The sequence below is a fragment of the Dyella sp. CR10 genome (genome assembly GCF_055814425.1).
The window spans coordinates 523,164-547,539 of record NZ_CP185986.1; the positions used below are offsets into that span (position 1 = coordinate 523,164).

At 67.0% G+C, this 24,376-nt stretch carries 28 protein-coding genes; 11 read left to right on the top strand and 17 right to left on the bottom strand.

Annotated features, from left to right (window positions below):
• Positions 1–7: 7 nt before the first annotated feature.
• From ACNR9O_RS02235 to ACNR9O_RS02285, 11 genes are all read right to left on the bottom strand, one after another.
• Entirely contained in the window at positions 8–277 is a 270-nt protein-coding gene (locus tag ACNR9O_RS02235) for an HPr family phosphocarrier protein (protein ID WP_473683319.1), read from the bottom strand.
• Positions 270–662: a PTS sugar transporter subunit IIA gene (locus ACNR9O_RS02240; RefSeq protein WP_473683317.1), complete on the bottom strand. Its 393-nt coding sequence runs from the start codon at positions 660–662 to the stop codon at positions 270–272. The genes ACNR9O_RS02235 and ACNR9O_RS02240 overlap by 8 nt, the downstream gene beginning before the upstream one ends.
• 43 nt (positions 663–705) lie before the next feature.
• On the bottom strand, positions 706–1,608 hold the full coding sequence (gene rapZ, locus ACNR9O_RS02245) for an RNase adapter RapZ (protein WP_473683315.1): 903 nt from the start codon (positions 1,606–1,608) through the stop codon (positions 706–708).
• A gap of 4 nt (positions 1,609–1,612) precedes the next feature.
• A complete protein-coding gene (hprK, locus tag ACNR9O_RS02250) occupies positions 1,613–2,563 on the bottom strand; it encodes an HPr(Ser) kinase/phosphatase (protein WP_473683313.1) in 951 nt (316 codons plus the stop codon).
• A 152-nt stretch (positions 2,564–2,715) separates the two neighbouring features.
• On the bottom strand, positions 2,716–3,042 hold the full coding sequence (hpf, locus tag ACNR9O_RS02255) for a ribosome hibernation-promoting factor, HPF/YfiA family (protein WP_473683311.1): 327 nt from the start codon (positions 3,040–3,042) through the stop codon (positions 2,716–2,718).
• A 159-nt stretch (positions 3,043–3,201) separates the two neighbouring features.
• On the bottom strand, positions 3,202–4,656 hold the full coding sequence (locus ACNR9O_RS02260) for an RNA polymerase factor sigma-54 (RefSeq protein WP_473683309.1): 1,455 nt from the start codon (positions 4,654–4,656) through the stop codon (positions 3,202–3,204).
• A 136-nt stretch (positions 4,657–4,792) separates the two neighbouring features.
• Positions 4,793–5,512 (bottom strand): LPS export ABC transporter ATP-binding protein, encoded by a 720-nt coding sequence (gene lptB, locus ACNR9O_RS02265; protein WP_473683307.1) that lies wholly within the window; start codon positions 5,510–5,512, stop codon positions 4,793–4,795.
• A 3-nt stretch (positions 5,513–5,515) separates the two neighbouring features.
• Positions 5,516–6,106, bottom strand: a complete 591-nt coding sequence (gene lptA / locus ACNR9O_RS02270) for a lipopolysaccharide transport periplasmic protein LptA (protein WP_473683305.1) — start codon at positions 6,104–6,106, stop codon at positions 5,516–5,518.
• Positions 6,063–6,665, bottom strand: coding sequence for an LPS export ABC transporter periplasmic protein LptC (gene lptC / locus ACNR9O_RS02275; RefSeq protein WP_473683303.1), 603 nt, complete (start codon positions 6,663–6,665; stop codon positions 6,063–6,065). Before lptC ends, lptA begins: the two co-directional genes overlap by 44 nt.
• Positions 6,662–7,207 (bottom strand): KdsC family phosphatase, encoded by a 546-nt coding sequence (locus tag ACNR9O_RS02280; RefSeq protein ID WP_473683301.1) that lies wholly within the window; start codon positions 7,205–7,207, stop codon positions 6,662–6,664. The genes lptC and ACNR9O_RS02280 overlap by 4 nt, the downstream gene beginning before the upstream one ends.
• Positions 7,208–7,337: 130 nt before the next feature.
• Entirely contained in the window at positions 7,338–8,351 is a 1,014-nt protein-coding gene (locus ACNR9O_RS02285) for a KpsF/GutQ family sugar-phosphate isomerase (RefSeq protein ID WP_473683299.1), read from the bottom strand.
• Positions 8,352–8,595: 244 nt separating this feature from the next.
• On the opposite strand from ACNR9O_RS02285, the gene ACNR9O_RS02290 reads away from it, so the two are divergent.
• Both ACNR9O_RS02290 and murA read left to right on the top strand, forming a co-directional pair.
• Positions 8,596–8,835 carry a BolA family protein gene (locus ACNR9O_RS02290; RefSeq protein ID WP_473683297.1) on the top strand — a complete coding sequence of 80 codons (240 nt, stop codon included), beginning with the start codon at positions 8,596–8,598 and terminating at the stop codon, positions 8,833–8,835.
• A 37-nt stretch (positions 8,836–8,872) separates the two neighbouring features.
• Positions 8,873–10,132: a UDP-N-acetylglucosamine 1-carboxyvinyltransferase gene (murA, locus tag ACNR9O_RS02295; RefSeq protein WP_473683295.1), complete on the top strand. Its 1,260-nt coding sequence runs from the start codon at positions 8,873–8,875 to the stop codon at positions 10,130–10,132.
• Positions 10,133–10,214: 82 nt separating this feature from the next.
• Here murA and ACNR9O_RS02300 read toward each other — a convergent pair whose 3' ends face one another.
• The 3 genes from ACNR9O_RS02300 to purM form a co-directional block, all read right to left on the bottom strand.
• Positions 10,215–10,928: a DUF3108 domain-containing protein gene (locus ACNR9O_RS02300; RefSeq protein WP_473683293.1), complete on the bottom strand. Its 714-nt coding sequence runs from the start codon at positions 10,926–10,928 to the stop codon at positions 10,215–10,217.
• Positions 10,929–11,019: 91 nt separating this feature from the next.
• Entirely contained in the window at positions 11,020–11,685 is a 666-nt protein-coding gene (gene purN / locus ACNR9O_RS02305) for a phosphoribosylglycinamide formyltransferase (protein WP_473683291.1), read from the bottom strand.
• A gap of 76 nt (positions 11,686–11,761) precedes the next feature.
• Positions 11,762–12,790: a phosphoribosylformylglycinamidine cyclo-ligase gene (gene purM, locus ACNR9O_RS02310; protein WP_473683289.1), complete on the bottom strand. Its 1,029-nt coding sequence runs from the start codon at positions 12,788–12,790 to the stop codon at positions 11,762–11,764.
• A 93-nt stretch (positions 12,791–12,883) separates the two neighbouring features.
• Here purM and ACNR9O_RS02315 point away from each other — a divergent pair, with 93 nt between their 5' ends.
• The 4 genes from ACNR9O_RS02315 (at position 12,884) to hda (ending at position 16,451) form a co-directional block, all read left to right on the top strand.
• Positions 12,884–13,879, top strand: a complete 996-nt coding sequence (locus tag ACNR9O_RS02315; protein ID WP_473683287.1) for a DUF2066 domain-containing protein — start codon at positions 12,884–12,886, stop codon at positions 13,877–13,879.
• Positions 13,880–13,904: 25 nt separating this feature from the next.
• Positions 13,905–14,483: a CDP-alcohol phosphatidyltransferase family protein gene (locus tag ACNR9O_RS02320; protein WP_473683285.1), complete on the top strand. Its 579-nt coding sequence runs from the start codon at positions 13,905–13,907 to the stop codon at positions 14,481–14,483.
• A gap of 82 nt (positions 14,484–14,565) precedes the next feature.
• On the top strand, positions 14,566–15,735 hold the full coding sequence (locus ACNR9O_RS02325; RefSeq protein WP_473683283.1) for an AI-2E family transporter: 1,170 nt from the start codon (positions 14,566–14,568) through the stop codon (positions 15,733–15,735).
• A gap of 5 nt (positions 15,736–15,740) precedes the next feature.
• Positions 15,741–16,451, top strand: a complete 711-nt coding sequence (gene hda, locus ACNR9O_RS02330) for a DnaA regulatory inactivator Hda (protein WP_473683281.1) — start codon at positions 15,741–15,743, stop codon at positions 16,449–16,451.
• 60 nt (positions 16,452–16,511) lie between these two features.
• Here hda and ACNR9O_RS02335 read toward each other — a convergent pair whose 3' ends face one another.
• The gene (locus ACNR9O_RS02335) at positions 16,512–17,315 is read right to left on the bottom strand and encodes an inositol monophosphatase family protein (protein ID WP_473683279.1); all 804 of its coding nucleotides are present in this window, start codon (positions 17,313–17,315) and stop codon (positions 16,512–16,514) included.
• A 174-nt stretch (positions 17,316–17,489) separates the two neighbouring features.
• On the opposite strand from ACNR9O_RS02335, the gene ACNR9O_RS02340 reads away from it, so the two are divergent.
• Positions 17,490–18,257, top strand: a complete 768-nt coding sequence (locus tag ACNR9O_RS02340; protein WP_473683277.1) for an RNA methyltransferase — start codon at positions 17,490–17,492, stop codon at positions 18,255–18,257.
• Positions 18,258–18,263: 6 nt separating this feature from the next.
• Here the strand turns inward: ACNR9O_RS02340 and ACNR9O_RS02345 are convergent, their stop codons facing one another.
• Positions 18,264–19,586, bottom strand: a complete 1,323-nt coding sequence (locus ACNR9O_RS02345) for a hemolysin family protein (RefSeq protein ID WP_473683275.1) — start codon at positions 19,584–19,586, stop codon at positions 18,264–18,266.
• A gap of 146 nt (positions 19,587–19,732) precedes the next feature.
• Here ACNR9O_RS02345 and ACNR9O_RS02350 point away from each other — a divergent pair, with 146 nt between their 5' ends.
• Complete coding sequence (locus tag ACNR9O_RS02350) at positions 19,733–20,362, top strand: DUF47 domain-containing protein (protein ID WP_473683273.1); 630 nt, start codon at positions 19,733–19,735, stop codon at positions 20,360–20,362.
• Positions 20,363–20,372: 10 nt separating this feature from the next.
• Positions 20,373–21,491: an anion permease gene (locus ACNR9O_RS02355; RefSeq protein ID WP_473683271.1), complete on the top strand. Its 1,119-nt coding sequence runs from the start codon at positions 20,373–20,375 to the stop codon at positions 21,489–21,491.
• A 10-nt stretch (positions 21,492–21,501) separates the two neighbouring features.
• Here the strand turns inward: ACNR9O_RS02355 and ACNR9O_RS02360 are convergent, their stop codons facing one another.
• On the bottom strand, positions 21,502–21,906 hold the full coding sequence (locus ACNR9O_RS02360; RefSeq protein ID WP_473683269.1) for a hypothetical protein: 405 nt from the start codon (positions 21,904–21,906) through the stop codon (positions 21,502–21,504).
• A 121-nt stretch (positions 21,907–22,027) separates the two neighbouring features.
• Here ACNR9O_RS02360 and ACNR9O_RS02365 point away from each other — a divergent pair, with 121 nt between their 5' ends.
• Entirely contained in the window at positions 22,028–22,369 is a 342-nt protein-coding gene (locus ACNR9O_RS02365; RefSeq protein ID WP_473683267.1) for an MGMT family protein, read from the top strand.
• Between the two features lie 108 nt (positions 22,370–22,477).
• Positions 22,478–24,292, top strand: a complete 1,815-nt coding sequence (gene recQ / locus ACNR9O_RS02370) for a DNA helicase RecQ (RefSeq protein WP_473683265.1) — start codon at positions 22,478–22,480, stop codon at positions 24,290–24,292.
• The last annotated feature ends 84 nt before the right edge of the window (positions 24,293–24,376 follow it).

A 24,376-nucleotide genomic window follows, 5' to 3' on the forward strand; every position in this document is an offset into this window, starting at 1 on the left:
TTCCACATCAAGCTCCTTCGTCGAACTTCCGATCGAACAGCTCCACCACCGCATCCAGCGCCTGCCGCTCGTCCGGCCCTTCGGCGCGGACGGTGAGCGGCGTGCCGATGCCGGCGGCCAGCATCATCACGCCCATGATGCTCTGCGCATTGACCTCGCGGCCCTTGCTGACCAGCCACACGGTGGATTTGAAACCCTGCACCAGCTGCACCAGCTTGGCCGATGCGCGTGCGTGCAGGCCTAGCTTGTTGGTTACGACAATCTCTTTTTCAAGCATGGTCGATGAAAATTCCTCCGCGCCCGCCGCTGGCGGCGATCTCGGCCAGTTCGTCGAGCGGCTTTTCCGCGTAGTTGAGCACGCGCAGCAGCATCGGCAGATTCAGGCCGGAGACGCAACGCAGATGGACGCCCAGCTTGCCCAGGGACAGGCCGATGTTGCAGGGCGTGGCGCCGTACAGATCCGCGAGCACCAGGACGCCATCGCCGGTGTCCAGCTCGCGTGCATGCTTGGCGGTGAGAGAGCGCATCACGTCCGGATCGGCGGACGGCGGCACTTCGACCGCGTCGACCTGGAGCGGGAGCTTCGGCAGCACGTGATGGGCGGCCGAAATCAGCGCCTGGCCGACCGATTCGTGGGTCATCAGCAGAACGCCGACGCTCATGACCGCCGGCCGCCGCAGGAGAACGGGAACGCTTGCATCGGCATCACTCGAGCTCGCGATGGAAGGTGAGCGCGCCCTCGTGGCGGGCGCGATAGTGAGCCGCCAGGCGCTCCACCAGGTAGACGGAGCGATGGCGGCCGCCGGTACAGCCGATGGCGACGGTGACGTAGCTGCGGTCGTCGGAGGCGAAGCGGGGCAGCCAGGCATCCAGCCAGCGCACCGTGTCGTCAAAATACTCCTCGACCAGCGGCTGTGATTCGAGATACTCGCGCACCGGCGCGTCCTTGCCCGACAGCGGACGCAGGCGCGGCTCCCAGTGCGGGTTCGGCAGGCAGCGCGCATCGAACACGAAATCCGCGTCGAGCGGCAGGCCGCGGCGGTAGGCGAAGGACGTGAACATCAGGGTGAGGCCATCGGTGGCCTGCGCGTAGCCAGTGGCGATCAGACGCCGCAGCTGATGCACGTTGAGTTCGCTGGAGTCGATCACTTTCTCGGCGATGGCGATCAGCGGACGCAGCAGCTTGCGTTCTTCGGCGATCGCATCGGAGAGAGACAGCCCCAAAGCGGAAAGCGGATGGCGCCGCCGCGTTTCCGAATAGCGCTTGATCAGCACTTCATCGCGGCAGTCGATGAAGATCAGGTGCACCTGCACGCCTGCCGCGGCCAGCTCGGAGAGCACGGTGGGCATGCGCAGGAAATCTTCGCCGCGGTTGCGCACGTCCACGCCCACCGCGATGTTCTGGCGCTTGCCCGCCACCGCGCCGTGGCTCACCGCCGCCACCAGTTCGGGCAGCAGGGCGGTAGGCAGGTTGTCCACGCAGTAGAACTCGAGGTCCTCCAGGGCGCGCAAGGCCACGGTCTTGCCGCCGCCGGACATGCCGGTGAGCACGATCAGGTGGATCGTGTCGGGCTGGTGGATGTCTGAAGTCAGGAAAGCGTTGCTCATCGGGTCACCACGGAGGCAGGCGCCGCATCTGGTGGGCCTGTCGGTCGATGAAGGTCTGGGCCGGGTCGATGCCCTTGCTCTTCAACATATGGTTGCGCACCGCCGCTTCCACCAGTACCGCGAGGTTGCGTCCGGGGGCCACGGGAATCGTGATCATCGGCACCTGCACCTCGAAAATGTCGCGGCGGCCCACGTCGCCGGTGAGGCGGGTAAGGCCGTCGGTGTCCTCGCCGTCGCGCATGGGCTTGAGGTGGATCACCAGGCGCAGGTACTTCGACTGTTTGACCGCCGTGTGGCCAAACATCTCGCGTACGTTGAGCACGCCCAGTCCGCGCACTTCGAGCAGGTCCTGCAGCAGCTCGGGGCAGGTGCCGTCGATGACATCGGGCGCGATCAGGGTGAATTCGGTAGCGTCGTCGGCGACCAGGCGGTGGCCGCGGCTGATCAGTTCAAGCGCCAGCTCGCTCTTGCCGGAGCCGGATTCGCCAGTGATCAGCACGCCGATGGAGAACACTTCGAGGAACACGCCGTGCAGCGTGACCTTGGGCGCGAGCATGCGCGCGAGGTAGTACTGCATCCAGGTCAGCAACTCGTGGCCGCGCTTGGAGCTGATCCACAGGGGCGTGTTGGTTTCCTCGGCGACCTCGCGCAGGTCGGCCGGGATGGCCTGGTCCTTGGTGACAATGATCGCCACCGGCTGGTAGGCGGCGATCTTGTTGATCGCTTCCCAGCGCTGGCGCGAATCGAGGCCGTCGAGGAAGTTGAGCTCCTCGGTGCCGATGATCTGGATCTTGTTCGGATAGATGACGTTGAGATAGCCGATCAACGAGGGCCGGCGCGAGGTGGTCGCGCCGCGCTCCAGTGCACGGGATTCGCCGCGCATGCCCGCGACCCAGCGCAGCACCATGCGTTCGTGCACGCCATCGTAAAGTTGTCGGGCGGTAAGCCGATCCAAGCCGCATCCTTTGCGCCGGGTGGTGGCAAGGCTAAGGATGGCCCGGCGGCGAATGGCGGACATTGTGCCAGTTCGAGCGGCTGGCTGCCCTGCCTGGGACGGGGAGGATGAATCGGAAAGGCCCGCCCCCGGGGAGGAGCGGGCCTTGAGGATCAGCCGTATTGGCGTTCCTCGCGCACTTCGCGCTGATGCTTGTCGCATACCTTGTCGCGGTGTTTGCGTAGCTGAGCGACCAGCTTGTCGAACATGGTGTCGATCGAGACGTACATGTCCGACTCGGTAGCCTCCGCGTGCAGCGGCACGGCACCAGGGACCTTGAGGGTTCCCTCGCAGCGTTGCTGGAGCTTGTCGACGGAGAGGACGACGGACAATTCGAGGAGTCTGCTTTCGAGGCGGGTAAGTCGTTCACAGTGGCCGTTCACGCGTTCGCGAAGGGCCGGGGTGATCTCGATCTTCTGGCCGCTGAGCTGGACTTGCATGGTGCGCCTCCTCTGGTACTGCCGCATGCTGCGGCGTGGGTCGATGCGCCGGTGCCGGTAGGTCGCCGACACATCACTGTCATCTCTTGGTATGGGGACGCTTTCCGTCCCGCCAAGTTCCCGTATCCAGCACAAAAGCGCGCGGCAGGGTGACTTGCGTCAACCGGCGCGCTGGCGCTCGCTGGAGCTGGGGATTCGCATGGCCTCCCTATATTTGGCGACGGTGCGGCGGGCCACCTGGATGCCCTTGCGGTGCAATTCCTCGGCGATGGCCTGGTCGGACAGGGGTTTGCGCGGGTCCTCCGCGTCGATGAGCTTGCGCAGCATGGCCTGGATGGCGGTTGCCGAGGCACTGCCGCCGTCCTCGGTGGACACGCCGCTGGAGAAGAAATGCTTCAGTTCGAAGGTGCCCCGCGGCGTATGGATGTACTTGCGGGTGGTGACGCGCGAAATGGTCGATTCATGCATGCCCACTTCCTCGGCGACCTCGCGCAGCACCAGCGGGTGCATGGCTTCCGGGCCGTAGTCGAGGAAGGCGCTCTGCCGCCGCACGATGGCCTCGGCCACCTTGAGCAGGGTTTCGGCACGCGATTCCAGGCTCTTGATCAGCCACCGCGCCTCTTGCAACTGGCCGCGCATCCAGCTGGCATCCTCGCCGCGCGCCTGCGCGATGAGGTTGCAGTAATGCTGGTTGAGGCCCAGGCGGGGCTGGCAATCCGGATTGAGGCTCACGCGCCAGCGGCCGCCGTCCTTGCGGGCGTAGACATCGGGAGCGACATATTCCACCGGCGTCACGTCGAGCGCCGCGCCGGGGCGCGGATCGAGACTGCGGATGAGCACGGCCGCGGCGTGGGTGTCGTCTTCACTTGCGCGCAAGCGTCGCGACAGTCGGGCGATGTCGTTGCGTGCGAGCAGTTCCAGTTCGCCGTCGACGATGCGCAGCGCCAGTTCGCGCTGCGGAGTGTCGGGATCGAACTGCTCCAGCTGTACGCGCAGGCAGTCGCGCAGGTCCAGGCTGGCCACGCCGGTGGGGTCGAAGCGCTGCACCTGGCGGCGCACGGCATCGACTTCCTCGACGCCGGCTTTCAGATCCGCCGGCACGGCCGCGGTGACCGATTCCAGCGTTTCGCCGAGGTAGCCGTCGGCGTTGAGCGCATCGATGATGATGGCCGCGATGGTGCGTTCACGCAGGCTCAGGTGAGTGAGGTTGAGCTGCCACAGGAGATGCTCCTGCAGCGTCTCGGGTGCAGCGTTCTGCGGCTCGAAACCGTCGTCGTCGGATGCGCCGCTGGCACGACTGCCGCCGACGGAGGAAAAATCGATGGGCTCCTCGGCGACGCCGCCGGCTTCGCTCCATTCGGAGGGGTCGTCGCCATCTGTGTCGCTGCTGGCGCTGGACGTTTCGGCGGCAGTTTCGAAACTGGCGCTCTCGCCTTCGGCGTCGTTCTCGGCGGACGCGTCTTCGGAGAACTCCAGCAGCGGGTTGCTTTCGGCGATCTGGCGCAGCTCAGCCTCCAGCTCCAGCTGCGAGAGCTGCAAGAGGCGGATCGCCTGCTGCAACTGCGGCGTCAGGGTGAGCTGTTGGTTGAGGCGAAACTGCAGTCCGGGCTTCATACCAGCGGTTCGGATGAACGTCGGGTCATCCTAACCCCTAGGGGGAACAGCGGCCATAGCTTCCCGCTGGTGGCCGCGTAGGTCATATGGCCGAATGTGACGGCGAGCGCGTGGCGGGCATCCGCCGCTGAAACGGCTACAGCCTGAACTCGCGGCCGAGATATACCTCGCGGACTTTCTCGTCCGCCAGGATGTGCGCCGGCGTGCCGCGGGAGAGCACCTCGCCATCGTTGAGGATATAGGCGCGATCACAGATGCCCAGTGTCTCACGCACATTGTGATCGGTGATCAACACCCCGATGCCGCGTTCCTTGAGATGGCGCACGATGCGCTGAATCTCGCCCACGGAAATCGGGTCCACGCCGGCGAACGGCTCGTCCAGCAGCATGTAGCGCGGTTCGGCGGCCAGCGCGCGGGCGATCTCCACGCGACGGCGCTCACCGCCAGACAGGCTGATACCCCGCTGGTCGGCGATGTGGGCGATCTTCAGCTCGTCCAGCAGGTTTTCCAGTTCGGTGGCGCGCTGCTTGGCGTCGAGGTTTTCGCGCAGCTCCAGCACGGCCATGATGTTGTCGGCGACGGTGAGGCGACGGAACACCGAGGGTTCCTGCGGCAGGTAGCCGATGCCCAGCTTGGCGCGCGCGTGCATGGGCAAGCCGGTGATGTCGTACTTATCGAGCTTGATCGTGCCGGCATCGGCCTCGATCAGGCCTACGACCATGTAGAAGCAGGTGGTCTTGCCGGCGCCGTTGGGGCCGAGCAGGCCGACCACTTCGCCTTCGCGGATGGAAAAGGCGAAGTCGCGCACCACTTGGCGCGCGCGGAAACGCTTTTGCAGGCCTTCAGCGGACAGCATCGATTACTTGCCCTCGGCCGGCTTGGCCGCAGCCGGAGCGGCTGGCTTGGGCTTGGGCAGGAAGGTGCCGTGGACCAGGCCGTCGCCGCCCGCTTCGCCGGTGATCAGGCTGGTATCGGTGTTGTAGGTGAGCTTGTCGCCGTGGAACTCGCCGCGGCCCTGCTGGGTCACCTTGGCGTTGCCGGTAAGTACGGCGATGCCGTTGATGTTGTCGTAGTCCAGCGTGGCGGCGTCGCCCTGCATGAGGTTGTTGCTCTCATCCAGCTGCTGGATGTGCGCCGGGCTGCCGGTGACCACGACGCGCGCGATCTGCGTGTCCTTGTCCAGGTACACCTTGGCTTCGCTGCCGGTGATCAGCAGCGTGCCCTGGGTGAGTTTCACGTTGCCGGTCAGCGTGGTGACCGTGTTCGGCGCGTCGTAGGCGTTGGTGGTCTTGGACGTGAAGTCCATCGGCTGGTTGCGGTCGTCTTTCTTGGCGACGGCGAGCGCCGGCAGCAGGGCGAGCGCGGCCAGGACGAGCAGGCCGGCAACGGGCAGACCCCGCGCGAGATCAGGACTTCCGTTTGCGCGGCGGGAACGAGCCGTGGCTGTCATCGAGCAGCTCCAGGTGATTGTCAGTGAGATTGGCACGCATGCCGACGCCGCTCATTCTACTGGCGCCTTGGGTCAACTGTGCCGGCTCGGCCGTCTCCATGCGGTTCTCCTTGGGCCAGGCTGTGACCTCGGAGGTGTGCAGGTCGGCTTGCGGGGTATCGCCATAGGCCGGGCGGTGCATGTAGACCGGGCCTTGCAGTTTCAGCAGGGTGCCGCTTTTGTCCACCCAGCCGTAGCGGGATTCGCCGAGCCAGTCGGGAACACCGTCCTTCTTGGCAGGAATCTCGAACTTGGGCGAGTCGATATACAGCGAATCGTCGCCCTCGCGGCGATCCAGGCGGGGGCCGGTGACGCGAAAGGTCGGGCGGCCGTCTTCCCCGTAGACGTAGCCCTTGAAGTCCATCAGCGAATAGCCTGAACGTGGCGGGCCGACGAAGTCGTTGGTCTTGACGGCCGGCGCCAGCCACCACAGCAGCAGCTGGCTCAGCACCGCGGCGCCGCCGATCAGGACGATCGCGACCGTCAGGCGACGGTCGCGGAAATATTCGCGCAGGCTCACTGCCAGCGCTCCCGTTCCGGGTCGGCCTGGCCCTGGGCCAGCAGGATCAGGTCGCACACCTCGCGCGCGGCGCCGAGGCCACCGTCCTTGCTGGTGCGCCAGTGAGCCCGTTCGGCGACCCAGGGGTGGGCGTTGGCCACCGCCACGGCAAGGCCGGCCTGGCCCATCGGGCGCAGGTCAGGCAGATCGTCGCCGATGAAGGCCGCCTGCTCGGGAGTCAGGCCGAGCGCTTCGAGCAGCTCGAGGAAGCAGGCCAGCTTGTCGCTCTGGCCCTGGTAGACGTGGGCGATCTTCAGCTCCTCGGCACGCAGCGCAACGGGGTGACTGATGCGCGCCGTGATGAGCGCGACCTGGACGCCGTGGGTCTGCAGGAGCTTCAGCCCCAGGCCGTCGTGCACGTGGAACACCTTGGTTTCGCGGCCATCTTCGCCGTACCACAGGCGGCCGTCGGTCAGGGTGCCGTCCACGTCGAACACCGCCAGACGGATCTTGGCGGCGCGGGCGAGCAGGTCGGCAGGCAGGTGGTCGAGATAGTGGGCCACGGAAAAAGGTCTAGTTGCGTAAGAGATCAGGCCGGGCGATGGCCGGCCACGGCCGGCAGAACGCACGGCGGGGCGAGCGGTTGTCGTGCGGTGGGACGGCAGCCGTCAAGCCACCGCCCACGGCCCGCCATCACACCACGCGGGCACGGAGCAGATCGTGAATGTTCAGGGCGCCAACCACCCGTTGCCGCTTGTCGACCACCAGCAGGGCATGAATCTGGTGTTTTTCCATCACCTGGGCTGCTTCGATGGCGAGCTTGTCGGCGCCGATCGTCTTGGGGCCGCGGGTCATCAGCTCGGCCACGGTGGCGCCGCGCAGGTCTATGCCTTCGTCGTCCAGGGCACGGCGAAGGTCACCGTCGGTGAACACGCCGAGCAGGCGCTGGTCGGCATCGACCACGGCGGTCATGCCCAGATGCTTGCGGGTCATTTCCATCAATGCCTCGGTCAGGGTGGCGTCCGGCGAGACGGCCGGGATGCCCTCGCCGGTATGCATCACATCGCTGATGTGCAGCAGCAGCCGGCGGCCGAGGCTGCCGGCCGGGTGCGAGCGCGCGAAATCCTCGGACGTGAAGCCGCGCGCCTCCAGCAGCGCGATGGCCAGGGCGTCGCCCATGACCAGGGCAGCCGTGGTGCTGGCGGTCGGGGCCAGGCCCAGGGGGCAGGCCTCGGCCGAGATGCTGGCGTCCAGGTGCACGTTGGCCTGTTCAGCAAGAGAAGAGCGCTCGTTGCCGGTGATGGCGATCAGCGGGATGCCTTGGCGCTTGAGCACCGGCAGGATGAACAGCACCTCGTCGGTTTCGCCGGAATTGGAGAGTGCCAGCACCACGTCCTGCGGCAGGATCATGCCCAGGTCGCCATGGCTGGCCTCGCCCGGATGCACGAAGAACGCCGGCGTCCCGGTGGAAGCCAGCGTGGCGGCGATCTTGCGGCCGACATGGCCGGACTTGCCCATGCCCGTCACGACCACGCGGCCGGCACAGCCCAGGATCACCCGGCACGCTTCCACGAAGGCGGAGCCGATGCGCGGTTCCAGCGCACGGATCGTGGCCGCCTCGGTGGCGATCACCGTACGGGCACTGCGCACCAGGGCATCGGCATCGAGCATGGCGGGTTTGGCAGGGGGGGCGACGTGGGCGTTCATGCGTCCTCGGAGTTGGCTGCCGCGGGCGCGGCGAACGGGATTCCTCGGGTTTCCCGTTCAAGAGTTAGCTGCCGCGGAAGCGTGGCGGGCGGGCATCCCGGCCCTGGCGCATCGTTTCTGTGACAGCGGATTTCCATTACCATGGCATATTCGCATTTTATCGTCACGGTCGGCGCCGATGGAGCCCGTTTGGTTCCTTCTACCGGCACCGTCTATGGCAAGTGAATTCCCGACTGGACCCCTGATGGACGCTGCCACTATCCAGGCAATGATCGAACAAGGCCTGCCTGGTGCGCAGGCGCAAGTCTCCGGCGACGACGGCGTGCATTTCGAGGCGCAAGTGGTGGCGACGCAGTTCGCCGGCAAGCTGCCGCTGGCGCGCCACCGGCTGGTCTACGCCACGCTGGGCGACCTGATGGGCGGCGCGATCCACGCGCTTGCGCTCAAGACCCTGACTCCCGAAGAAGCCGCCGCGCGCCGCTGACGTCGGCGCCCCGGTTTCTGAATACCCAAGGAAAAGAATGGCCAAGATCCTGATCAGCGGCGGCGTGCCGCTCCATGGCGAGGTCGGCATTTCCGGCGCCAAGAACGCGGTGCTGCCGATCCTCGCCTCCTGCCTGCTGGCCGACGAGCCGGTGACCATCAGCAATGTGCCGCACCTGCACGATGTCACCACCTTCATCGAGCTGCTCGGCCAGATGGGCGTCCAGCTGGTGCTCGACGACCGCATGAAGATGCACGTCGATCCGCGCTCCACCGACCGCCATGTGGCGCCGTACGACCTGGTGCGCACCATGCGCGCTTCGATCCTGGTGCTGGGTCCGCTGGTGGCGCGCTTCGGCCAGGCCGAGGTCTCGCTGCCAGGCGGCTGCGCGATCGGTTCGCGCCCGGTGGATCAGCACATCCGTGGCCTGCAGGCGCTGGGCGCCGACGTGAGCGTGGAGAACGGTTACATCAAGGCCAAGGCGGACCGCCTCAAGGGCGCGCGCATCGCCATGGACATGGTCACCGTCACCGGTACCGAAAACATCATGATGGCCGCCGCCCTCGCGCAGGGCACCAGCATCATCGAGAACGCGGCACAAGAACCCGAAGTGGTCGACTTGGCCAATTGCCTGATCGCCATGGGCGCGCAGATCGAGGGCGCTGGCACGTCCACGCTCACCATCCACGGTGTCGAGCGTCTGCACGGCGCCCAGTACGAAGTGCTGCCGGACCGCATCGAGACCGGCACCTTCCTGGTCGGCGCGGCGATGACCGGTGGCAAGGTGCGCGCCCGCAACGCGCGCGCCAATACGCTGGATTCGGTGCTGGCCAAGCTCGAAGAAGCCGGCGCGCACATCAATACCGGGCCGGACTGGATCGAGCTGGACATGCAGGGCCGTCGACCGAAGGCCGTCAACATCACCACCGCTCCGTATCCCGCGTTTCCCACGGACATGCAGGCGCAGTTCACCGCGCTCAACTGCGTAGCCGAAGGCGTGGGCGTGATTACCGAGACGGTGTTCGAGAACCGCTTCATGCACGCGCATGAGCTGCAGCGCCTGGGCGCGGATATCCGCCTGGAAGGCAACACCGCGATCATCAAGGGCGTGGATAAGATGAGCGGCGCGCCGATCATGGCGACCGACCTGCGCGCCTCTGCCTGCCTGGTGCTGGCCGGCCTGGTGGCCGATGGCGACACCACGGTGGATCGCGTGTATCACATCGATCGCGGCTACGAGAACATCGAGGAAAAGCTCGGCGTGCTGGGCGCCAGGATCCGGCGCCTGCCGTCCTGAGCGGCAACGAAAAAGCCGGCGCTTGCGCCGGTCTTTTTTATCGAAAGGCGTGCATGTCGCACGCCTTTTCTTTTTTTTGCGATTACCGGCCAGCCTTATAGCTGACCAGCTGCAAGGTAAGGTTGCCGCCATCGCTCTGGGTGAGCTTCACCGGCACCGGATATTTCTGCGGCACGTACCAGGCGCTGAAGCTCTGATCCTTGTCGGTTCGCTCCACGCGTTGCGCCGTGAAGCTGCCCGCTGGCACCTTCACGGCATCGTTGCCGGCCACCTTGAACTGCTGATTCTCCACATTGCGCTTAACCGCCACCGGGAGCGTGATCGTCTGCTTGCCGTCATGCAGCGCCAGACCGATCGCATAAGGCGCGGTGTTGCGGTCGACCAGGCCGGGCGCGGCAGGATACGTTTCCGCGCCCTTGCCGTCGTCGACGCTCACCTGTCCGGCGTCCCAATCCACTCGCGTCGTGCGCTGCTTGCTCTTGATCGCCGCGTTCATGCGGTAGTCGTAAGCCACGGTTTCCGGTGCGCCATGGTTCCAGCGGAAGCGCGTGGTTTCACTGGAATTGGCCCCCAGCGCAGCGGCGAGGCCACCAGTGCCGCGCGTCTGGTTGCTGTATTCCCATCCGGTGATAGTGGATTTGAGACTGATCGTGGCCTCGCCGATCACCTGATCGCCTTGCAGCACCTGGTATGTGGCGGTGAACGGCGCGGGCGTCGTCGCGGCGAATACCGTGGTGACGGAAGCCGCCAGCACGAGGCCGGCGAAGAACTTGCGGGTGAGGGGGAGGGTAGCCATGGCCGGGCAGTCTACGCCCGCTGGCTGAACGCGGGGAGGGCGCATGGATGTGCCCGGCGTTGAAGCGCGAGGCGCGTCTTGTACGACGTGCTCAGCGAACCAGCTCGTCGCCCAGCAGCTTCAGTGGAGCGGACAGACGTTCGCCATCCAAAGCCACGCCATCCGGCGCGACATAAGCCAGCCGGCCCGCGGCGATCATCCGCACCACCGCCGGCAGCAGGCGATGTTCGTAGGCGAGCAGCCGCTGCGCGAGCCGTTCTTCGTGATCGCCAGCTTCGATGCCGATCCGCGCCTGGGCGATCACTGGACCGCCATCGAGCTCTGCCGTCACGTAGTGCACGCTGGCGCCATGTTCGAGGTCGCCGGCCTCCAGGGCACGCCGGTGGGTATGCAGGCCGCGGTACTTGGGCAGCAGCGACGGGTGGATATTGATCATCCGGCCGACCCAGGGCTTGAGTGCTTCGCCATCGAGGATGCGCATGAAGCCCGCCAATACCAGCAGATCCGCGCCGGTGTCCTGCAGGCGGGCGAACAGATCGACGTCGAAATCGCGGCGTGAGGGGTAATCCTTCGGGCTCAGCACGATGCGCGGTATGCCCGCGGCCCGGGCCAGGTCGAGCGCCCCGGCGGTCGCCTTGTCGGTGCCCACGGCGACGAACTCGACCGGCAGTGCACCCGCGTCGCGCGCGGCGATCAGGGCTTGCAGGTTGCTGCCGCGTCCCGAGGCGAGGACAGCGATGCGAAGAGGAGAGGACATGCTCGGGCCGGGCGTTCGGGCCGCGCGGTCGGAGCCGGCGCGGCAATGGAAAACGAAGAAAAAGGGTGGCGCCGGCTCAGCCGATGTGCACGCGTTCGTCGCCCTTGGCCGCGACGACCTTGCCGATCACCGCGCTGGCAAGGCCATGCCTGGCAAGCAATGCCGAGGCGCCGGCCACGCCATCGGGCGGCAGAATCACGGTGAAGCCGATGCCGCAGTTGAACGTGCGCCACATTTCTTCGCGCGCCACCTTGCCTTCGCGCATCAGCCAGTCGAACACCGGCGGCAGCACGATGGCGGAGGCGTCGATGGCCAGACCCAGCGCGTCGGGCACCACGCGGATGATGTTTTCCTTCAGGCCGCCGCCCGTGATGTGGGCCATGCCATGGACCGGTGCGGAGCGCAGCAGCTCCAGCATCGGCTTGACGTAGATGGTAGTGGGTGCCATCAGGGCATCGGCCAGCGTCACGCCGCCGAGATCGAGGTCCATGGGGCTGCCGGCGCGCTCGACGATCTTGCGGATCAGCGAGTAGCCGTTGGAATGCGGGCCGGAGGAGGCTACGCCCAGAATCACGTCGCCGGCCACGATGGCCTCGCCGGTCATCAGTGCCGACTTCTCGACCGCGCCGACGGTGAAGCCGGCCAGGTCGTACTCGCCCGGCGGATACATGTCCGGCATCTCGGCGGTTTCGCCGCCGATCAGCGCGCAGCCGGCCAGCTCGCAGCCTTTGGCGATGCCGCCGACCACGGCGACCGTGGTGTCCACATCCAGCTTGCCGGTGGCGAAATAGTCGAGGAAGAACAGCGGCTCGGCACCCTGTACCAGCACGTCGTTGACGCACATGCCGACCAGGTCGATGCCGATGCTGTCGTGGCGGCCCAACTGCTGGGCGAGCTTGAGCTTGGTGCCCACACCGTCCGTGCCGGAGACCAGCACCGGTTCCTTGTAGCGACCGGACAGGTCGAACAGGCCGCCGAAACCGCCCAGGCCGCCCATCACTTCCGGACGGAAAGTGCGCTTGACCAGGGGCTTGATGCGTTCGACCACGGCATTGCCCGCGTCGATATCGACACCGGCGGCGCGGTAAGTGAGAGCGTCGGACATGGCAGGAACCGGCGTGGAGAAACGCCCAATGATAGACGCTGGGGGGCGGATTGGGCAGACTTCGGGGCGTTTTCCCGCCGCCTCTTCGAGCTTATGCGCCTGTCACGACTGCTGTTCGTCGGCCTCCTGCTGGCCTTGCTGGTTCCCGTCGCGCACGTCCCCGTTGCGCATGCCCAAGGCCAGATATCGCCCTACACCGTAGTGGTGCCGATCGCCGATACCAGCGAAGCCAAGCGCGACGAGGCCTTCGGGGTGGCGCTCAGCCAGGTGCTGGCGCGCACCGCCGGCGGCCAGGACCTTCGCGGCAAGCCGGGTTACGACGATGCGCTCAAGGCAGCGCCGGGCATCGTGCAGCAGTATCAGTACCAGCGCGCCCCGGGCGGGGGGCTGGCGCTGCAGGTGAGCTTCGACCAGGGCGCGGTGCAGCGTGCGATCGGCCAGATGGGCGTGGCCAGCACATCCGGCAAGCCGCCAGTGCTGCTGCTGGTGCGTGACGCGAACGGCAGCGTGCTGGACAAGGAGGCGCTTGCGCCGCTGTCCCAGGCCGTGGCCCAGCGCGGCTACAACGTGGTTCTCGCCGATCCGGCCAAGACGGGAGAAGGCCCGTCCGTGGCCACCGCCGAGCCTGAGCAGATCTTCAGCCTTGCGCGCCAGTACAAGACCGGCCTGGTCCTGCTGGGTCAGCTGCGCGCCGATGGCGCCGACTGGAACCTGGTCTCGGGCGGCCCGCAGCAGAAGTGGGCCAGCACCGGCGCGGTGAGCCAGCAGACTCTGACCGATGCCGGCAATGCACTGTCCGACCGCCTGGGCAAGCAGCTCAATGTGATCGGCTCCGGCAATATCGATGGGAAACTGTGGGTCAGCGGTATCGCCTCGGCGATGGATTACGCCAATCTGCTGGCCACCCTGCGCGCCGACCCGATGGTGCGACAGGTGGTCACGCTGAGTGCGCAGGGCGACGGCATGCTGTTCGCCATCAAGACCGGGCTGCCGCTCAATGCGATGGCCGGCAACCTGACCGCGGGCGGCCGTCTGCTGGAGGCCGACGCTCATCCTGGCGCCGACGCCAGCCTCCGCTGGGTCCACTGAGGCCTGGCCGGCCGGGAGCGGGGCGATGCCTGACCGGCCGCTTTCGCCCTGGCGCCATCTGCCGAACGCCATCACGGTCCTGCGCATGCTGCTGGTCCTGCCGATCGCCTGGGCCATCCTGGCGCGCGAGCCGCGCCTGGCTCTGGGCTTGAGCGCCGTGGCGGGTTTCACCGATGGACTGGACGGCTTCCTGGCCCGGCGCTATGGCTGGCGGAGCCGCCTTGGCGGTGTGCTCGATGCCGCGGCGGACAAGTGGCTGCTGGTCACCTGCTTTCTGCTGCTGGCCTGGGAGGGACAGTTGCCCTGGTGGCTGGCCGTGCTGGTGTGCGGACGTGACGCCGTCATCGCGGCCGGTGCGCTGGCCTGGCGGCTGCTGATCGGGCGGATCCAGCCCGAACCCAGTCTGCTGTCCAAGGCCTGCACGCTGATGCAGATCCTCTACGTGCTGGCGGTACTGGCGGCCGCTGCGGCCTGGCTGCCGGCGCCGGTGGCGCCGCTGGCCTGGCTGGTGGCAGCGCTGTGCGTGACCAGCGGCTCGGACTATGTGCTGCGCTGGTCGTTGCGCGCCCGGCTTGCGCTGGGCGGAAGCCGCGCCTCGCGCTGACAGCGCCGCCCGCATCAGTCACACTTGCGCGCAGGCCATGCCGCCCGGCAAGCCGCCTCGCCCCCTCGACGAGCCGCGACGAATGACCCAAGAGACCTCCCACCGCTGGCAGATGCTGGCGATCACCGCAGTCCTCCTCTACCTGTTCTGGCTGCTGGCGCCGGTGCTGATGCCGTTCGCGGTCGCGGCCATGATGGCCTACATGGGCGACCCGCTGGCCGACCGGCTGGAGCGGCTGGGGCTGGGGCGGACGCTGGCGGTGACCGTGGTGTTCATCGTGCTGGCGCTGGTCGCGGTCGGCGCGCTGCTGTTGCTGATTCCGCTGATTTCGCGTCAGGTGGACAACCTCGTGCAGAGCCTGCCGCACTACGTGGACTGGGTGCGCAACACCGCGCTGCCCTGGCTGCAGACCAAGCTGCGGCTGGACCCGAGCGCCTTCGATACCGATCGCCTGATCAGCGAGATCAAGGATCACCTGGGTTCGATCGGCGGCGTTGCCTCGGCCTTGCTCGGCAAGCTCACCCGTTCGGGCGTGGGTGTGATCGCGTGGCTGACCAATCTGGTGCTGATTCCGGTGGTGGCGTTTTACCTGCTGCGCGATTGGGACCGCCTGGTGGCGTGGATCGACAACATGCTGCCGCGCTCGATCGAACCGACGGTCGCGCACCTGGCACGCGAATCGGATCTGGTGCTCGGCGCCTTCGTGCGCGGCCAGCTGCTGGTGATGCTGGCGCTGGGCATCTTCTATGGCGCGGGCCTGTCCATCGTCGGTCTCTCGGTGGGGCCGCTGATCGGCATGGTCGCGGGACTGCTGAGCTTCGTTCCCTACCTGGGCTTCATCGTGGGCTTCGGCTCGGCGGTGATCGCGGTGCTGGTGCAGTATGGCGACTGGAGCCATCTGCTGATGGTGGTCGGCGTGTTCACCGTGGGCCAGCTGCTGGAAGGCTATGTGCTGGTGCCCCGCCTGGTCGGCGAGAAGATCGGCCTGCACCCGGTGGCGGTGATCTTCGCGGTGCTGGCCGGCGGTTATCTGTTCGGTTTCCTCGGCATCCTGCTGGCCTTGCCGGCGGCTTCGGTGATCCTGGTGGTGCTGCGCTATCTCAGCCAGCGATACCGGCATAGCGGACTGTATACGGAAGAAGGGCGCCAGGACCCGGTGATCGCGGAGATGGATATCGCCGCGCAGGCGGGCGGCGAATCCGTCGAAGTAGACGTGAAAGTGGACCGCGCGGCGGACCAGGACGACAAGTAGCACCCATGATTCCCCAACTTCCCCTGGCGCTGCGCTGGCCGCGCCGCCAGCGTTTCGAGCATTTTTACGCTGGTTCCAACGATGTCACCGTCGCGGCAGTGCGGGAGCTCGCCGCCGTACCGCAGGCGCCGTGGCTGTATCTGAGCGGGCCTGCCGGCAGCGGTAAGAGTCATCTGCTGATGGCCGCCTGCCAGGCGGCCAGCGAGACCGGGCGTACGGTGCAGTACCTGCCGCTCGCCAGCATCGGCCAGCGTGCGACGGCGATCCGCGGCGTCGCTGGAAGCGAGTTGCTGGCTCTGGACGATCTGGGCGCGATTGCCGGCGATCGCGAAGCCGAGCATGCGCTGTTCGATGTCTACAACCAGGCCAAGGCCGACGGGCTGGCCATGCTGTTCGCCGCCGAGGCGATCCCGCAGCAACTGGGGCTGGGGCTGCCGGATCTGCGGTCGCGTCTTGGCGCCTGCCAGCAGGCCGTGTTGCGGCCACTGGACGACGAGGAACGGCGCGCGGTGCTGAAGAAGGAGGCGGGCGGCCGCGGCATCGAATTGGACGCCGCCGTGCTGGATTGGCTGTTTACCCGCTACGCACGCGACCTCGGTGCGCTGCTCGATCTGCTGGAGCAACTGGACAAGGCCTCGCTCGCCGCCCGGCGACGCATCACGGTGCCGTTCCTGCGCGGGCTTCTGCGCGACGCGGGCGAACCCTCCGCATCGTGAGATGAGGGATACGAAAAAGGCGCCGTGAGGCGCCTTTTTCTGGCCCGCAAGCGGTGCGGCTCAGGCTTTGAGCAACGCCGGCGTGGCCTGCGCGCCGATCGCATCCACCATGGCCTGCGCCACGTGCAGGTTGCCGGCGATGATGTTGCCGCTGGCGGGGATGCCGTCGCGGCCGGCGAAGTCGCAGTAGCGGCCGCCGGCCTCACGCACCAGCAGCACGCCGGCAGCCATATCCCACGGCTTCAGGCCGATCTCGAAATAGCCGTCGTAGCGGCCGGCCGCCACGTAGGCCAGGTCCAGTGCGGCCGAGCCGGAGCGGCGGATATCCTCGGCCTGGCCGAGCAGGGCGCGGGTCATGTTGAGCTGCGGTTCGAGGTGCTGGCGCTGACGGTAGGGAAAACCCGTGGCGAGCATCGCGCCGCCGAGATTCTCGCGCTTGCTGACGCGGATGCGCCGGTCGTTGAGGTAGGCGCCGTCGCCCTTGCTGGCGGTGAACAGCTCGCCGCGCAGCGGATCGAACACCACGCCGTAGACCGGCTCGCCCTTTTCCAGCATGGCGATCGAGACGGAGAAGTGCGGAATGCCGCGCAGGTAGTTGTGCGTGCCGTCCAGCGGATCGATCACCCACTGCAGCGGACCCTTGCCGATCGCGCCGCTTTCTTCGGCGAGGATCGCGTGAGTGGGGTAGGCGCGGCGCAGTTCCTTGACGATCTCGGCTTCGGCCAGGCGGTCGACTTCGGACGCGAAGTCCATGCGCTGCTTCTCGACGACATTGAGCCCGTCGATGCGGTTCATGTAGCGCAGGATCACGTTTCCAGCGGCGCGAGCGGCGCGCACCGCGACGTTGACGGCGGGTCTTGGCATGGCTTCGGCTTTCGAAAGAACGGGTTGCGGCCGCGTAGTCTAGCAGGGGCAGGGAACGGGGAACAGGGAAGCGGCCCCGCCGCCATGCGGGGAAGGGGCATTCGGCGGGCCTTCCGGCTAGCGGCCGCCGTTCCCGGTATCCTTGCGCCCCCTTTGGTCACCCCTCTCCCCGTCATGCCGTCGACCGATCTGGCCAGCTTCATCCGCTTCGTCCTGGTGCGGACCTCGCATCCGGGCAACATCGGCAGTTCGGCGCGCGCGATGCGGACCATGGGCTTCCATCGGATGACCCTGGTGGCACCTCACCGCTTCCCTCACGCGGAGGCTTCGGCGCTGGCAGCCGGCGCCGACGACGTGCTGGCGGAGGCGGGCGTGCACGAAGCGCTGATCGACGGGCTGGCCGGCTGCAGCCTGGCGCTGGGTCTGTCGGCGCGCCGGCGCGGAGTGGATCTGGAAGAACTGTCGCCGCGCGAAGCGGCCGCGCGCGTGCTGGCTGCCGCCTCGCGCGGCGAACAGGTGGCGCTGGTGTTCGGCAACGAGCGCACCGGGCTGGAGAACGAGGAACTGGCACGCTGCCATGCGATGGTGCGGATCCCCAGCGTGGATGATTTCAGCTCGCTGAATCTCTCGCAGGCCGTGCAAGTAATGGCGTACGAATTGCGCGTGGCCCTGCTGGGCGGCGAAGTGCCCGCAGCACCCGTGCGAGACGATGCCGAACCGCCGGCGGATGCGGCGCGGATGGAGCGCTTCTACGAACATCTCGCGCAGACCCTGGACGACATCGATTTCCATAAGGGACGCGCGCCGACCACGATCATGCTCAGGCTGCGCAAGCTGTTCCAGCGTGCGCAGATGGACGAGCGGGAGCTGCGCATCCTGCACGGCATCTTCGCCGACGCGCAGCGCATGGCGCGTCTGGCCGGCGACAAGGACGATCAGTAAGCCGGACTATTGTTCGTCGTCGGCCGGCTCGTCGCGCCGCGCAGGGGTGATGAGCAGCTTATCGATGCGCGCGCCGTCGAGGTCGACCACTTCGAAGCGGATGCCCTGCCATGCGAAGACTTCGCCCGTCTGCGGGATGTGCCCGAGCACGGCCATCACCATGCCGGCCGCGGTGCGGTACTCGTGTTCCTGCTCGCCGGGCAGATGGTCCACGTGCAGCAGTTCGCGCAGATCGTCGGTGGAGATGGATCCGTCGACCAGCCAGCTGCCGTCCTCGCGCGGCACGATCGGCGCGGTTTCCTCGCCGCCTTGCGAGCCGCGCTGACTGGCGCCGACCACCGCCGAGAGCAGGTCGTTGAGCGTGACCAGCCCTTCGATGTCGCCGTATTCGTCCACGACAAGGGCGAGCTGGCTTTCCGCGTCGCGGAATTCTTCCAGGAGGTCCAGCGCACGCGCCGTGGCGGGCACGAATAATGGCTTGGCCATGCGGCCAAACAGGTCTGGCGAGCCGTGGCGAAAATTGCGCAGCAGGTGCTTCACTTCGACCACGCCCACCACATCGCTTTCGTCGCCGCGATAGACGGGATAGCGGGAATAGGGCGTGTCGCGCAGGACTTCGTCGTTTTCCTCGGGCGTGGCGGCGACATCCAGCCAGGCGATCCGCGTGCGCGGGGTCATCACGCTATCCACCGTGCGGTCGCCCAGGCGCAGGACGCGGTTGACCATGTTGTGCTCGTCCGCGTCCAGCACGCCCTGCTCGGCGCTCTCGGCGACCAGTAGGCGGATCTCTTCTTCGGTCACCGCGTCGCTGCTGCGCTGGGCCACGCGCAGCACACGCAACAGTTGGGTGCTGGAAAAATTGAGCAGCCACACGAATGGCGCGGCGATGCGCGAGAGCACCAGCATCGGCATGGCCACGAGGCCGGAGACCTTCTCTGGCGCGGACAAGGCCAGCCGCTTGGGCACCAGTTCGCCGATCACGATCTGGATGAAGGAGATCAGCGCGAAGCCGAGCACCAGGCCGATCACCTTGGCATATGGCTCCAGCCAGGCAGCGCGGCCGCCGTGCAGGGCCTCGGCGATGTGATCGCCCAGGGCATCGCCGGCCATGGCACCGGTGATCAGGATCACCAGGGTCATGCCCACCTGTACGGTAGACAGGAAGTGTTCCGGAGCTTCGGCATGGCGCAGCGCCACACGGGCGCGGCGGCTGGTCCGGGCCATCTGCTTGAGGCGGCTCTTGCGGGAGGCGACCAGCGCCATTTCCGAGAGGGCGAAGAAGCCATTGGCCAGCGCGAGCACGAAAACGGTCGCGATCTCGGTCAGCATCGGGGGGCGGCGGGTCGGGGCATGTCGCCCAGTGTAAGGCCTGCCGGGGCAGGGCCGGCAGCGTCCGCTTGGTGCGGCGCCGCAGGGGTGTCCTGTAACATATCGGTCACTTCCTTCCGTTCCCTTTACTTCCAGGCACTTCCCGCATGTTTTCACTGCAGACGATCTTCGGCAAAGGCGACAAGTTCTATGGCCTGCTCGAACAAAGCGCGGAGGCTGCCCGGGAAAGCGCCCGAGCCCTGCACGAACTGGTGACCCACACCGACCGCGCCCCCGTGATGGCGGCGTTCGCCTCGGCGCGGGCGCGCGAAAAAGCGCTGGCCGCGCAGATCAGCGAAGAACTGGTGAATACCTTCGTGACCGCGCTCGACCGCGAGGACATCGAGGCGCTCAATTCGGCGCTGTACAAGATCCCCAAGACGGTGGAGAAGTTCGCCGAGCGCTACGAGATCGTCGCGCCGCGCGTCGCCGAAGTGGATTTCGCCCAGCGCGCCCAGGTGCTGGAGCAAGCCAGCGGCGTGGTCTCGGAGATGATCGGCGAGCTGCGCCGCGGCCTGCGCATCGATCCGGTCAAGAAGCTGCAGGATCGCCTGCAGACGCTCGAATCCGAGGGCGACCGCATGCTGCTGTCGCCATATCGCACGCTGTACGTGGAAGGCAACGATGCGATGCGCGCGATGCTGGCCAAGGATCTGTTCGAGCTGATCGAGAAAGCCATCGACAAGTGCCGCGACGTCGGCAACATCGTCTATTCCATCGTGCTCAAGAACTCCTGAGGCCGCCGCGATGAGCCTCGTTCTCGCGGTGGTGCTGATCGCACTCGTCTTCACTTACATCAACGGCTTCCACGACACCGCCAACTCCATCGCCACGGTGGTGGCGACCAAGGTGCTCACGCCCGGCCAGGCGGTGCTGCTGGCGGCCGTCACCAACCTGATCGGCGCGTTGTGGGGCACGGCAGTGGCCAAGACCATCGCCGCAGGGCTGCTGGATACCAACGTGGTCGCCGCCGGCTCGCAACTGCTGATCTGCGCGCTCGCCGCGGCCACGGCGTGGAACCTGCTCACCTGGTGGTGGGGCCTGCCGTCCAGCTCCAGCCATGCCCTGGTCGGTGCGCTGGTGGGCGCGGCGATCGCGGCCTCGGGCGACAATTTCGGCGCCATCATCTGGTCGCAGGGCGGCGAGCACTGGTGGCAGGGCAAGGGCGTGATTCCCAAGGTGGTGGTACCGATGGTGGTGTCGCCGCTGCTCGGCTTCGTGATGGGCTTCCTGCTGATGGGCGCGCTCTATGCGCTGCTCAGCTGGTTCTCCAATCGCCAGGGCTTTTTGCGCCGGTTCGGCCGCACGCCATTCGTCAACAGCTTCTTCGGCAAGGCGCAGATCTTCTCGGCCAGCGCGATGGGCCTGGCCCATGGCATGAACGACGCGCAGAAGAGCATGGGCATCATCGCGCTGGCGCTGGCCGGCGCCACTGCCGCCGGTCAGTTCGACAGTCTGCCGTCGTGGCTGGGCTTTCTGCGTATCCACGGCTCGGCCACCGGCGGTTTCGACGTACCGGCGTGGGTGGCGGTGGTGTGCGCGCTGACCATGGCCGGCGGTACCGCCGGCGGCGGCTGGCGCATCATCAAGACGCTCGGCCACAAGATGGTGAAGCTGCATCCGATCAACGGTTTCGCCGCGGAGGGCAGCTCGGCTGCGGTGATCCTCACCGCCTCGGCGCTGGGCGTGCCGGTGTCCACCACGCACAACGTATCGGCTTCGATCATGGGCGTAGGCGCGGCCAAGCGCTGGAATGCCATCCGTTGGTCCGTCGTGGAGCGCATGGTGTGGGCATGGATCCTGACCCTGCCGATCACGGCCCTGCTGGCTTACGGCGCGGTGCGGCTGGCGCAGCTGCTGTCCTGATCCTTCTTCGTCAGAAGTCGTCGCCGCCGTCGGCGACGACTTGCTCGAGCTGGTCGCCCAGGGTGCCAAGCTCCTCGATCACCCTGACCAGTTCCTCGGCGGACAGCAGTTCGTAGGGGCGGTTCTCGCACAGGTGCAGGAAGGGCGAGCCGTCCAGGTCGGCGACAGCCAGGAAGCCGACGCGCTGCTCCCAATTGAAACGCAGGCAGCGGCGGGCGTCCGAGCCGGCCAGGGGACCGATCGGCGTGGAGATGCGCAGGAAGCGCCGCCCCGCTTCGTCCTCCAGTTCCGCCAGGTAGATGCCCTGGTGCCGTCCGCGCGGCAGCGGCAGGTCGAAACTGATCAGGTAGGGGTCGTTATGGCGCAGCTCATGCCGGCTGCCGATCTGGGAACGCACGGCTTCGAAGTGGCGCATGATGCGGCTCCCGGCGGAAGAACGGGTTGGGCTACTCTGCCACGACTTTATGACGCCGCGCCGTAAGACTTACTGCTATGTCCGATGGCAGTGCTTCCGGCCGTTTCCTTTCCGATACGCCATGAACGAAGCCCACGCCCGCATCTTTGCCGCCATCGCCGCCATTCCGCCAGGACGCGTCGCCAGCTACGGCGCGATCGCCGCCCGGGCGGGCCTGCCGGGACGCGCCCGGCTGGTCGGTCGCGTCCTGGGCGAGGTGCCCGATGGCATGACCCTGCCGTGGTTCCGCGTGCTGCGCTCCAGTGGCCAGATCGCCTTTCCGCCGGGCAGCCGCGGCTTCCGCGAGCAGTCGCGCCGGCTGCGCGCAGAAGGGGTGGAAGTGAAGAACGGGCGGGTGCCGCTGTCGCGCTTCGGTCTGGATGCGGACATCGATCGCATGCTGTGGGGCATGCCGGGCGATTGATCTTTTCGGGCGCCGGTGCTTCGCCTACAAGCATGGCTGAAGTTTCCGACCCATCGGCGCGGCGCTAAACGCCGGGACGCGCAAGCCGCATTTGTTAGCATTCCCCTGATGCCTCCCACGCCCCTCGACATCCTTCATAGCGTTTTCGGCTACACCAGCTTCCGCGGTCAGCAGCAAGCCATCGTCGAACAGGTGGCCGAAGGCGGCGACGCTCTGGTGCTGATGCCTACCGGCGGCGGCAAATCGCTGTGCTATCAGATCCCGGCGCTGCTGCGGCAAGGCACCGGCATCGTGGTATCGCCGCTGATCGCGTTGATGCAGGATCAGGTGGACGCGCTGCGCGAGGCCGGCGTGGCGGCGGCCTATCTCAATTCCAGCCTGGGCGCGGAGGAGCAGCGCGAGGTGGAACGCCAGCTGCTCGCCGGCGAGCTGAATCTGCTCTACGTTGCGCCGGAACGTCTGTTGACGGCGCGCTTCCTGAGCCTGCTCGAGCGCACGGAAGTCGCGCTGTTCGCCATCGACGAGGCGCATTGCGTATCGCAATGGGGGCACGACTTCCGCCCGGAGTATCGCGAACTCGCGGTATTGCACCAGCGCTTTCCCCACGTACCGCGCATCGCGCTCACGGCGACGGCCGACCCGCGCACGCGCGACGAGATCGTGGAGCGCCTGGCCTTGCAGGACGCGCGGCAGTTCGTGTCCAGCTTCGACCGGCCCAACATCGGTTATCGCGTGGGTTTGCGGCACAACGCGCGCCGGCAGCTGACCGATTTTCTCGAAGGGCATCGCGGTGAAGCCGGCATCGTGTACTGCCTCAGCCGCCGCAAGGTGGACGAGACCGCCGCGTGGCTGGCCGAGGCGGGCGTGGAGGCACTGCCTTACCACGCGGGCCTGGACGCGGCCACGCGCGCCGGCAACCAGCAGCGCTTCCTGCGCGAGGATGGCGTCGTAATGGTGGCGACGGTAGCGTTCGGCATGGGTATCGACAAGCCGGATGTGCGCTTCGTGGCGCATCTGGATCTGCCGCGCAGCATGGAAGGCTATTACCAGGAGACCGGACGCGCCGGACGCGACGGCCTGCCGGCCGAAGCCTGGATGATTTACGGGCTGTCCGACGTGGTCACCATGAGCCAGATGATCGCGCAGTCCGAGTCGGCGGATGAGCGCAAGCGTGTCGAGCGGCAGAAGCTCGAATCGCTGCTCGCTTATGCCGAGGCGACGGAATGCCGGCGCGAGCGCCTGCTTGCCGCGTTCGGCGAGACATATCACGGCCCCTGTGGCCATTGCGACAACTGCCTCGAGCCGCCCAAGACCTGGGATGCCACCGTGCCGGCGCAGAAGGCGCTGTCGGCGGTATATCGCAGCGGACAGCGCTTCGGCTCGGGACACGTGATCGACATCCTGCGCGGCATCGATGGCGAGCGCATGGGGCAGCTAGGGCACGATCGGCTCAGCACTTTCGGCATCGGCGCCGACATGGACGAAAAGCAATGGCGCTCGATCTTCCGGCAGCTGCTGGCGGCCGGCCTGCTCGAGGCCGACGCCGACGGTTTCGGTACGTTGCGCCTCACCCGCGCCAGCCGCGATGTCCTGGTGGGAAATCGACAGGTACGCCTGCGCGAAGATACGCGCCCGGAGCGTCGTTCGCGACATCGCCGCGACAGCCAGCTGGTGACCGGCGGGAGCCTGGGGATCGAAGCCTACGAGCAGCCGATGTGGGATGCGTTGCGCGCGTTGCGCTCGAAGCTGGCCAAGCAGCACGGCGTGCCCGCCTACGTGATCTTCCATGATGCGACTTTGCTCGCGATGCTGCGCGCGCTGCCTTCCGATGAGGAGGAGATGGCGTCGATCAGCGGCGTCGGTGAGGCGAAACTCAAGCGCTATGGGCGCGATTTCCTGGCGGTGATCAACGCGCAGGAATGACGGTGAGCTTCGGTCGGTAGCGGCCGCAGAGGCGCTGCGCCGTTGCGATTTCGGTCAAGATCGCTTCGTTGCGCTTGTGCCGGG

Excerpts from the sequence above, each read along its gene's own strand:
- hpf (WP_473683311.1), bottom strand. The coding sequence starts at position 3,042 with ATGCAAGTCCAGCTCAGCGGCCAGAAGATCGAGATCACCCCGGCCCTT.
- recQ (WP_473683265.1), top strand. The coding sequence starts at position 22,478 with ATGCCTCCCACGCCCCTCGACATCCTTCATAGCGTTTTCGGCTACACC.
- ACNR9O_RS02285 (WP_473683299.1), bottom strand. The coding sequence starts at position 8,351 with ATGAACGCCCACGTCGCCCCCCCTGCCAAACCCGCCATGCTCGATGCC.
- lptB (WP_473683307.1), bottom strand. The coding sequence starts at position 5,512 with ATGCTGTCCGCTGAAGGCCTGCAAAAGCGTTTCCGCGCGCGCCAAGTG.
- rapZ (WP_473683315.1), bottom strand. The coding sequence starts at position 1,608 with ATGAGCAACGCTTTCCTGACTTCAGACATCCACCAGCCCGACACGATC.
- ACNR9O_RS02300 (WP_473683293.1), bottom strand. The coding sequence starts at position 10,928 with ATGGCTACCCTCCCCCTCACCCGCAAGTTCTTCGCCGGCCTCGTGCTG.
- ACNR9O_RS02325 (WP_473683283.1), top strand. The coding sequence starts at position 14,566 with ATGACCCAAGAGACCTCCCACCGCTGGCAGATGCTGGCGATCACCGCA.
- ACNR9O_RS02235 (WP_473683319.1), bottom strand. The coding sequence starts at position 277 with ATGCTTGAAAAAGAGATTGTCGTAACCAACAAGCTAGGCCTGCACGCA.
- ACNR9O_RS02340 (WP_473683277.1), top strand. The coding sequence starts at position 17,490 with ATGCCGTCGACCGATCTGGCCAGCTTCATCCGCTTCGTCCTGGTGCGG.
- ACNR9O_RS02355 (WP_473683271.1), top strand. The coding sequence starts at position 20,373 with ATGAGCCTCGTTCTCGCGGTGGTGCTGATCGCACTCGTCTTCACTTAC.
- lptA (WP_473683305.1), bottom strand. The coding sequence starts at position 6,106 with ATGACAGCCACGGCTCGTTCCCGCCGCGCAAACGGAAGTCCTGATCTC.
- ACNR9O_RS02290 (WP_473683297.1), top strand. The coding sequence starts at position 8,596 with ATGGACGCTGCCACTATCCAGGCAATGATCGAACAAGGCCTGCCTGGT.
- purN (WP_473683291.1), bottom strand. The coding sequence starts at position 11,685 with ATGTCCTCTCCTCTTCGCATCGCTGTCCTCGCCTCGGGACGCGGCAGC.
- ACNR9O_RS02350 (WP_473683273.1), top strand. The coding sequence starts at position 19,733 with ATGTTTTCACTGCAGACGATCTTCGGCAAAGGCGACAAGTTCTATGGC.
- ACNR9O_RS02240 (WP_473683317.1), bottom strand. The coding sequence starts at position 662 with ATGAGCGTCGGCGTTCTGCTGATGACCCACGAATCGGTCGGCCAGGCG.
- purM (WP_473683289.1), bottom strand. The coding sequence starts at position 12,790 with ATGTCCGACGCTCTCACTTACCGCGCCGCCGGTGTCGATATCGACGCG.
- hda (WP_473683281.1), top strand. The coding sequence starts at position 15,741 with ATGATTCCCCAACTTCCCCTGGCGCTGCGCTGGCCGCGCCGCCAGCGT.
- ACNR9O_RS02320 (WP_473683285.1), top strand. The coding sequence starts at position 13,905 with ATGCCTGACCGGCCGCTTTCGCCCTGGCGCCATCTGCCGAACGCCATC.
- ACNR9O_RS02365 (WP_473683267.1), top strand. The coding sequence starts at position 22,028 with ATGAACGAAGCCCACGCCCGCATCTTTGCCGCCATCGCCGCCATTCCG.
- ACNR9O_RS02260 (WP_473683309.1), bottom strand. The coding sequence starts at position 4,656 with ATGAAGCCCGGACTGCAGTTTCGCCTCAACCAACAGCTCACCCTGACG.
- murA (WP_473683295.1), top strand. The coding sequence starts at position 8,873 with ATGGCCAAGATCCTGATCAGCGGCGGCGTGCCGCTCCATGGCGAGGTC.
- ACNR9O_RS02360 (WP_473683269.1), bottom strand. The coding sequence starts at position 21,906 with ATGCGCCACTTCGAAGCCGTGCGTTCCCAGATCGGCAGCCGGCATGAG.
- ACNR9O_RS02315 (WP_473683287.1), top strand. The coding sequence starts at position 12,884 with ATGCGCCTGTCACGACTGCTGTTCGTCGGCCTCCTGCTGGCCTTGCTG.
- ACNR9O_RS02335 (WP_473683279.1), bottom strand. The coding sequence starts at position 17,315 with ATGCCAAGACCCGCCGTCAACGTCGCGGTGCGCGCCGCTCGCGCCGCT.
- ACNR9O_RS02345 (WP_473683275.1), bottom strand. The coding sequence starts at position 19,586 with ATGCTGACCGAGATCGCGACCGTTTTCGTGCTCGCGCTGGCCAATGGC.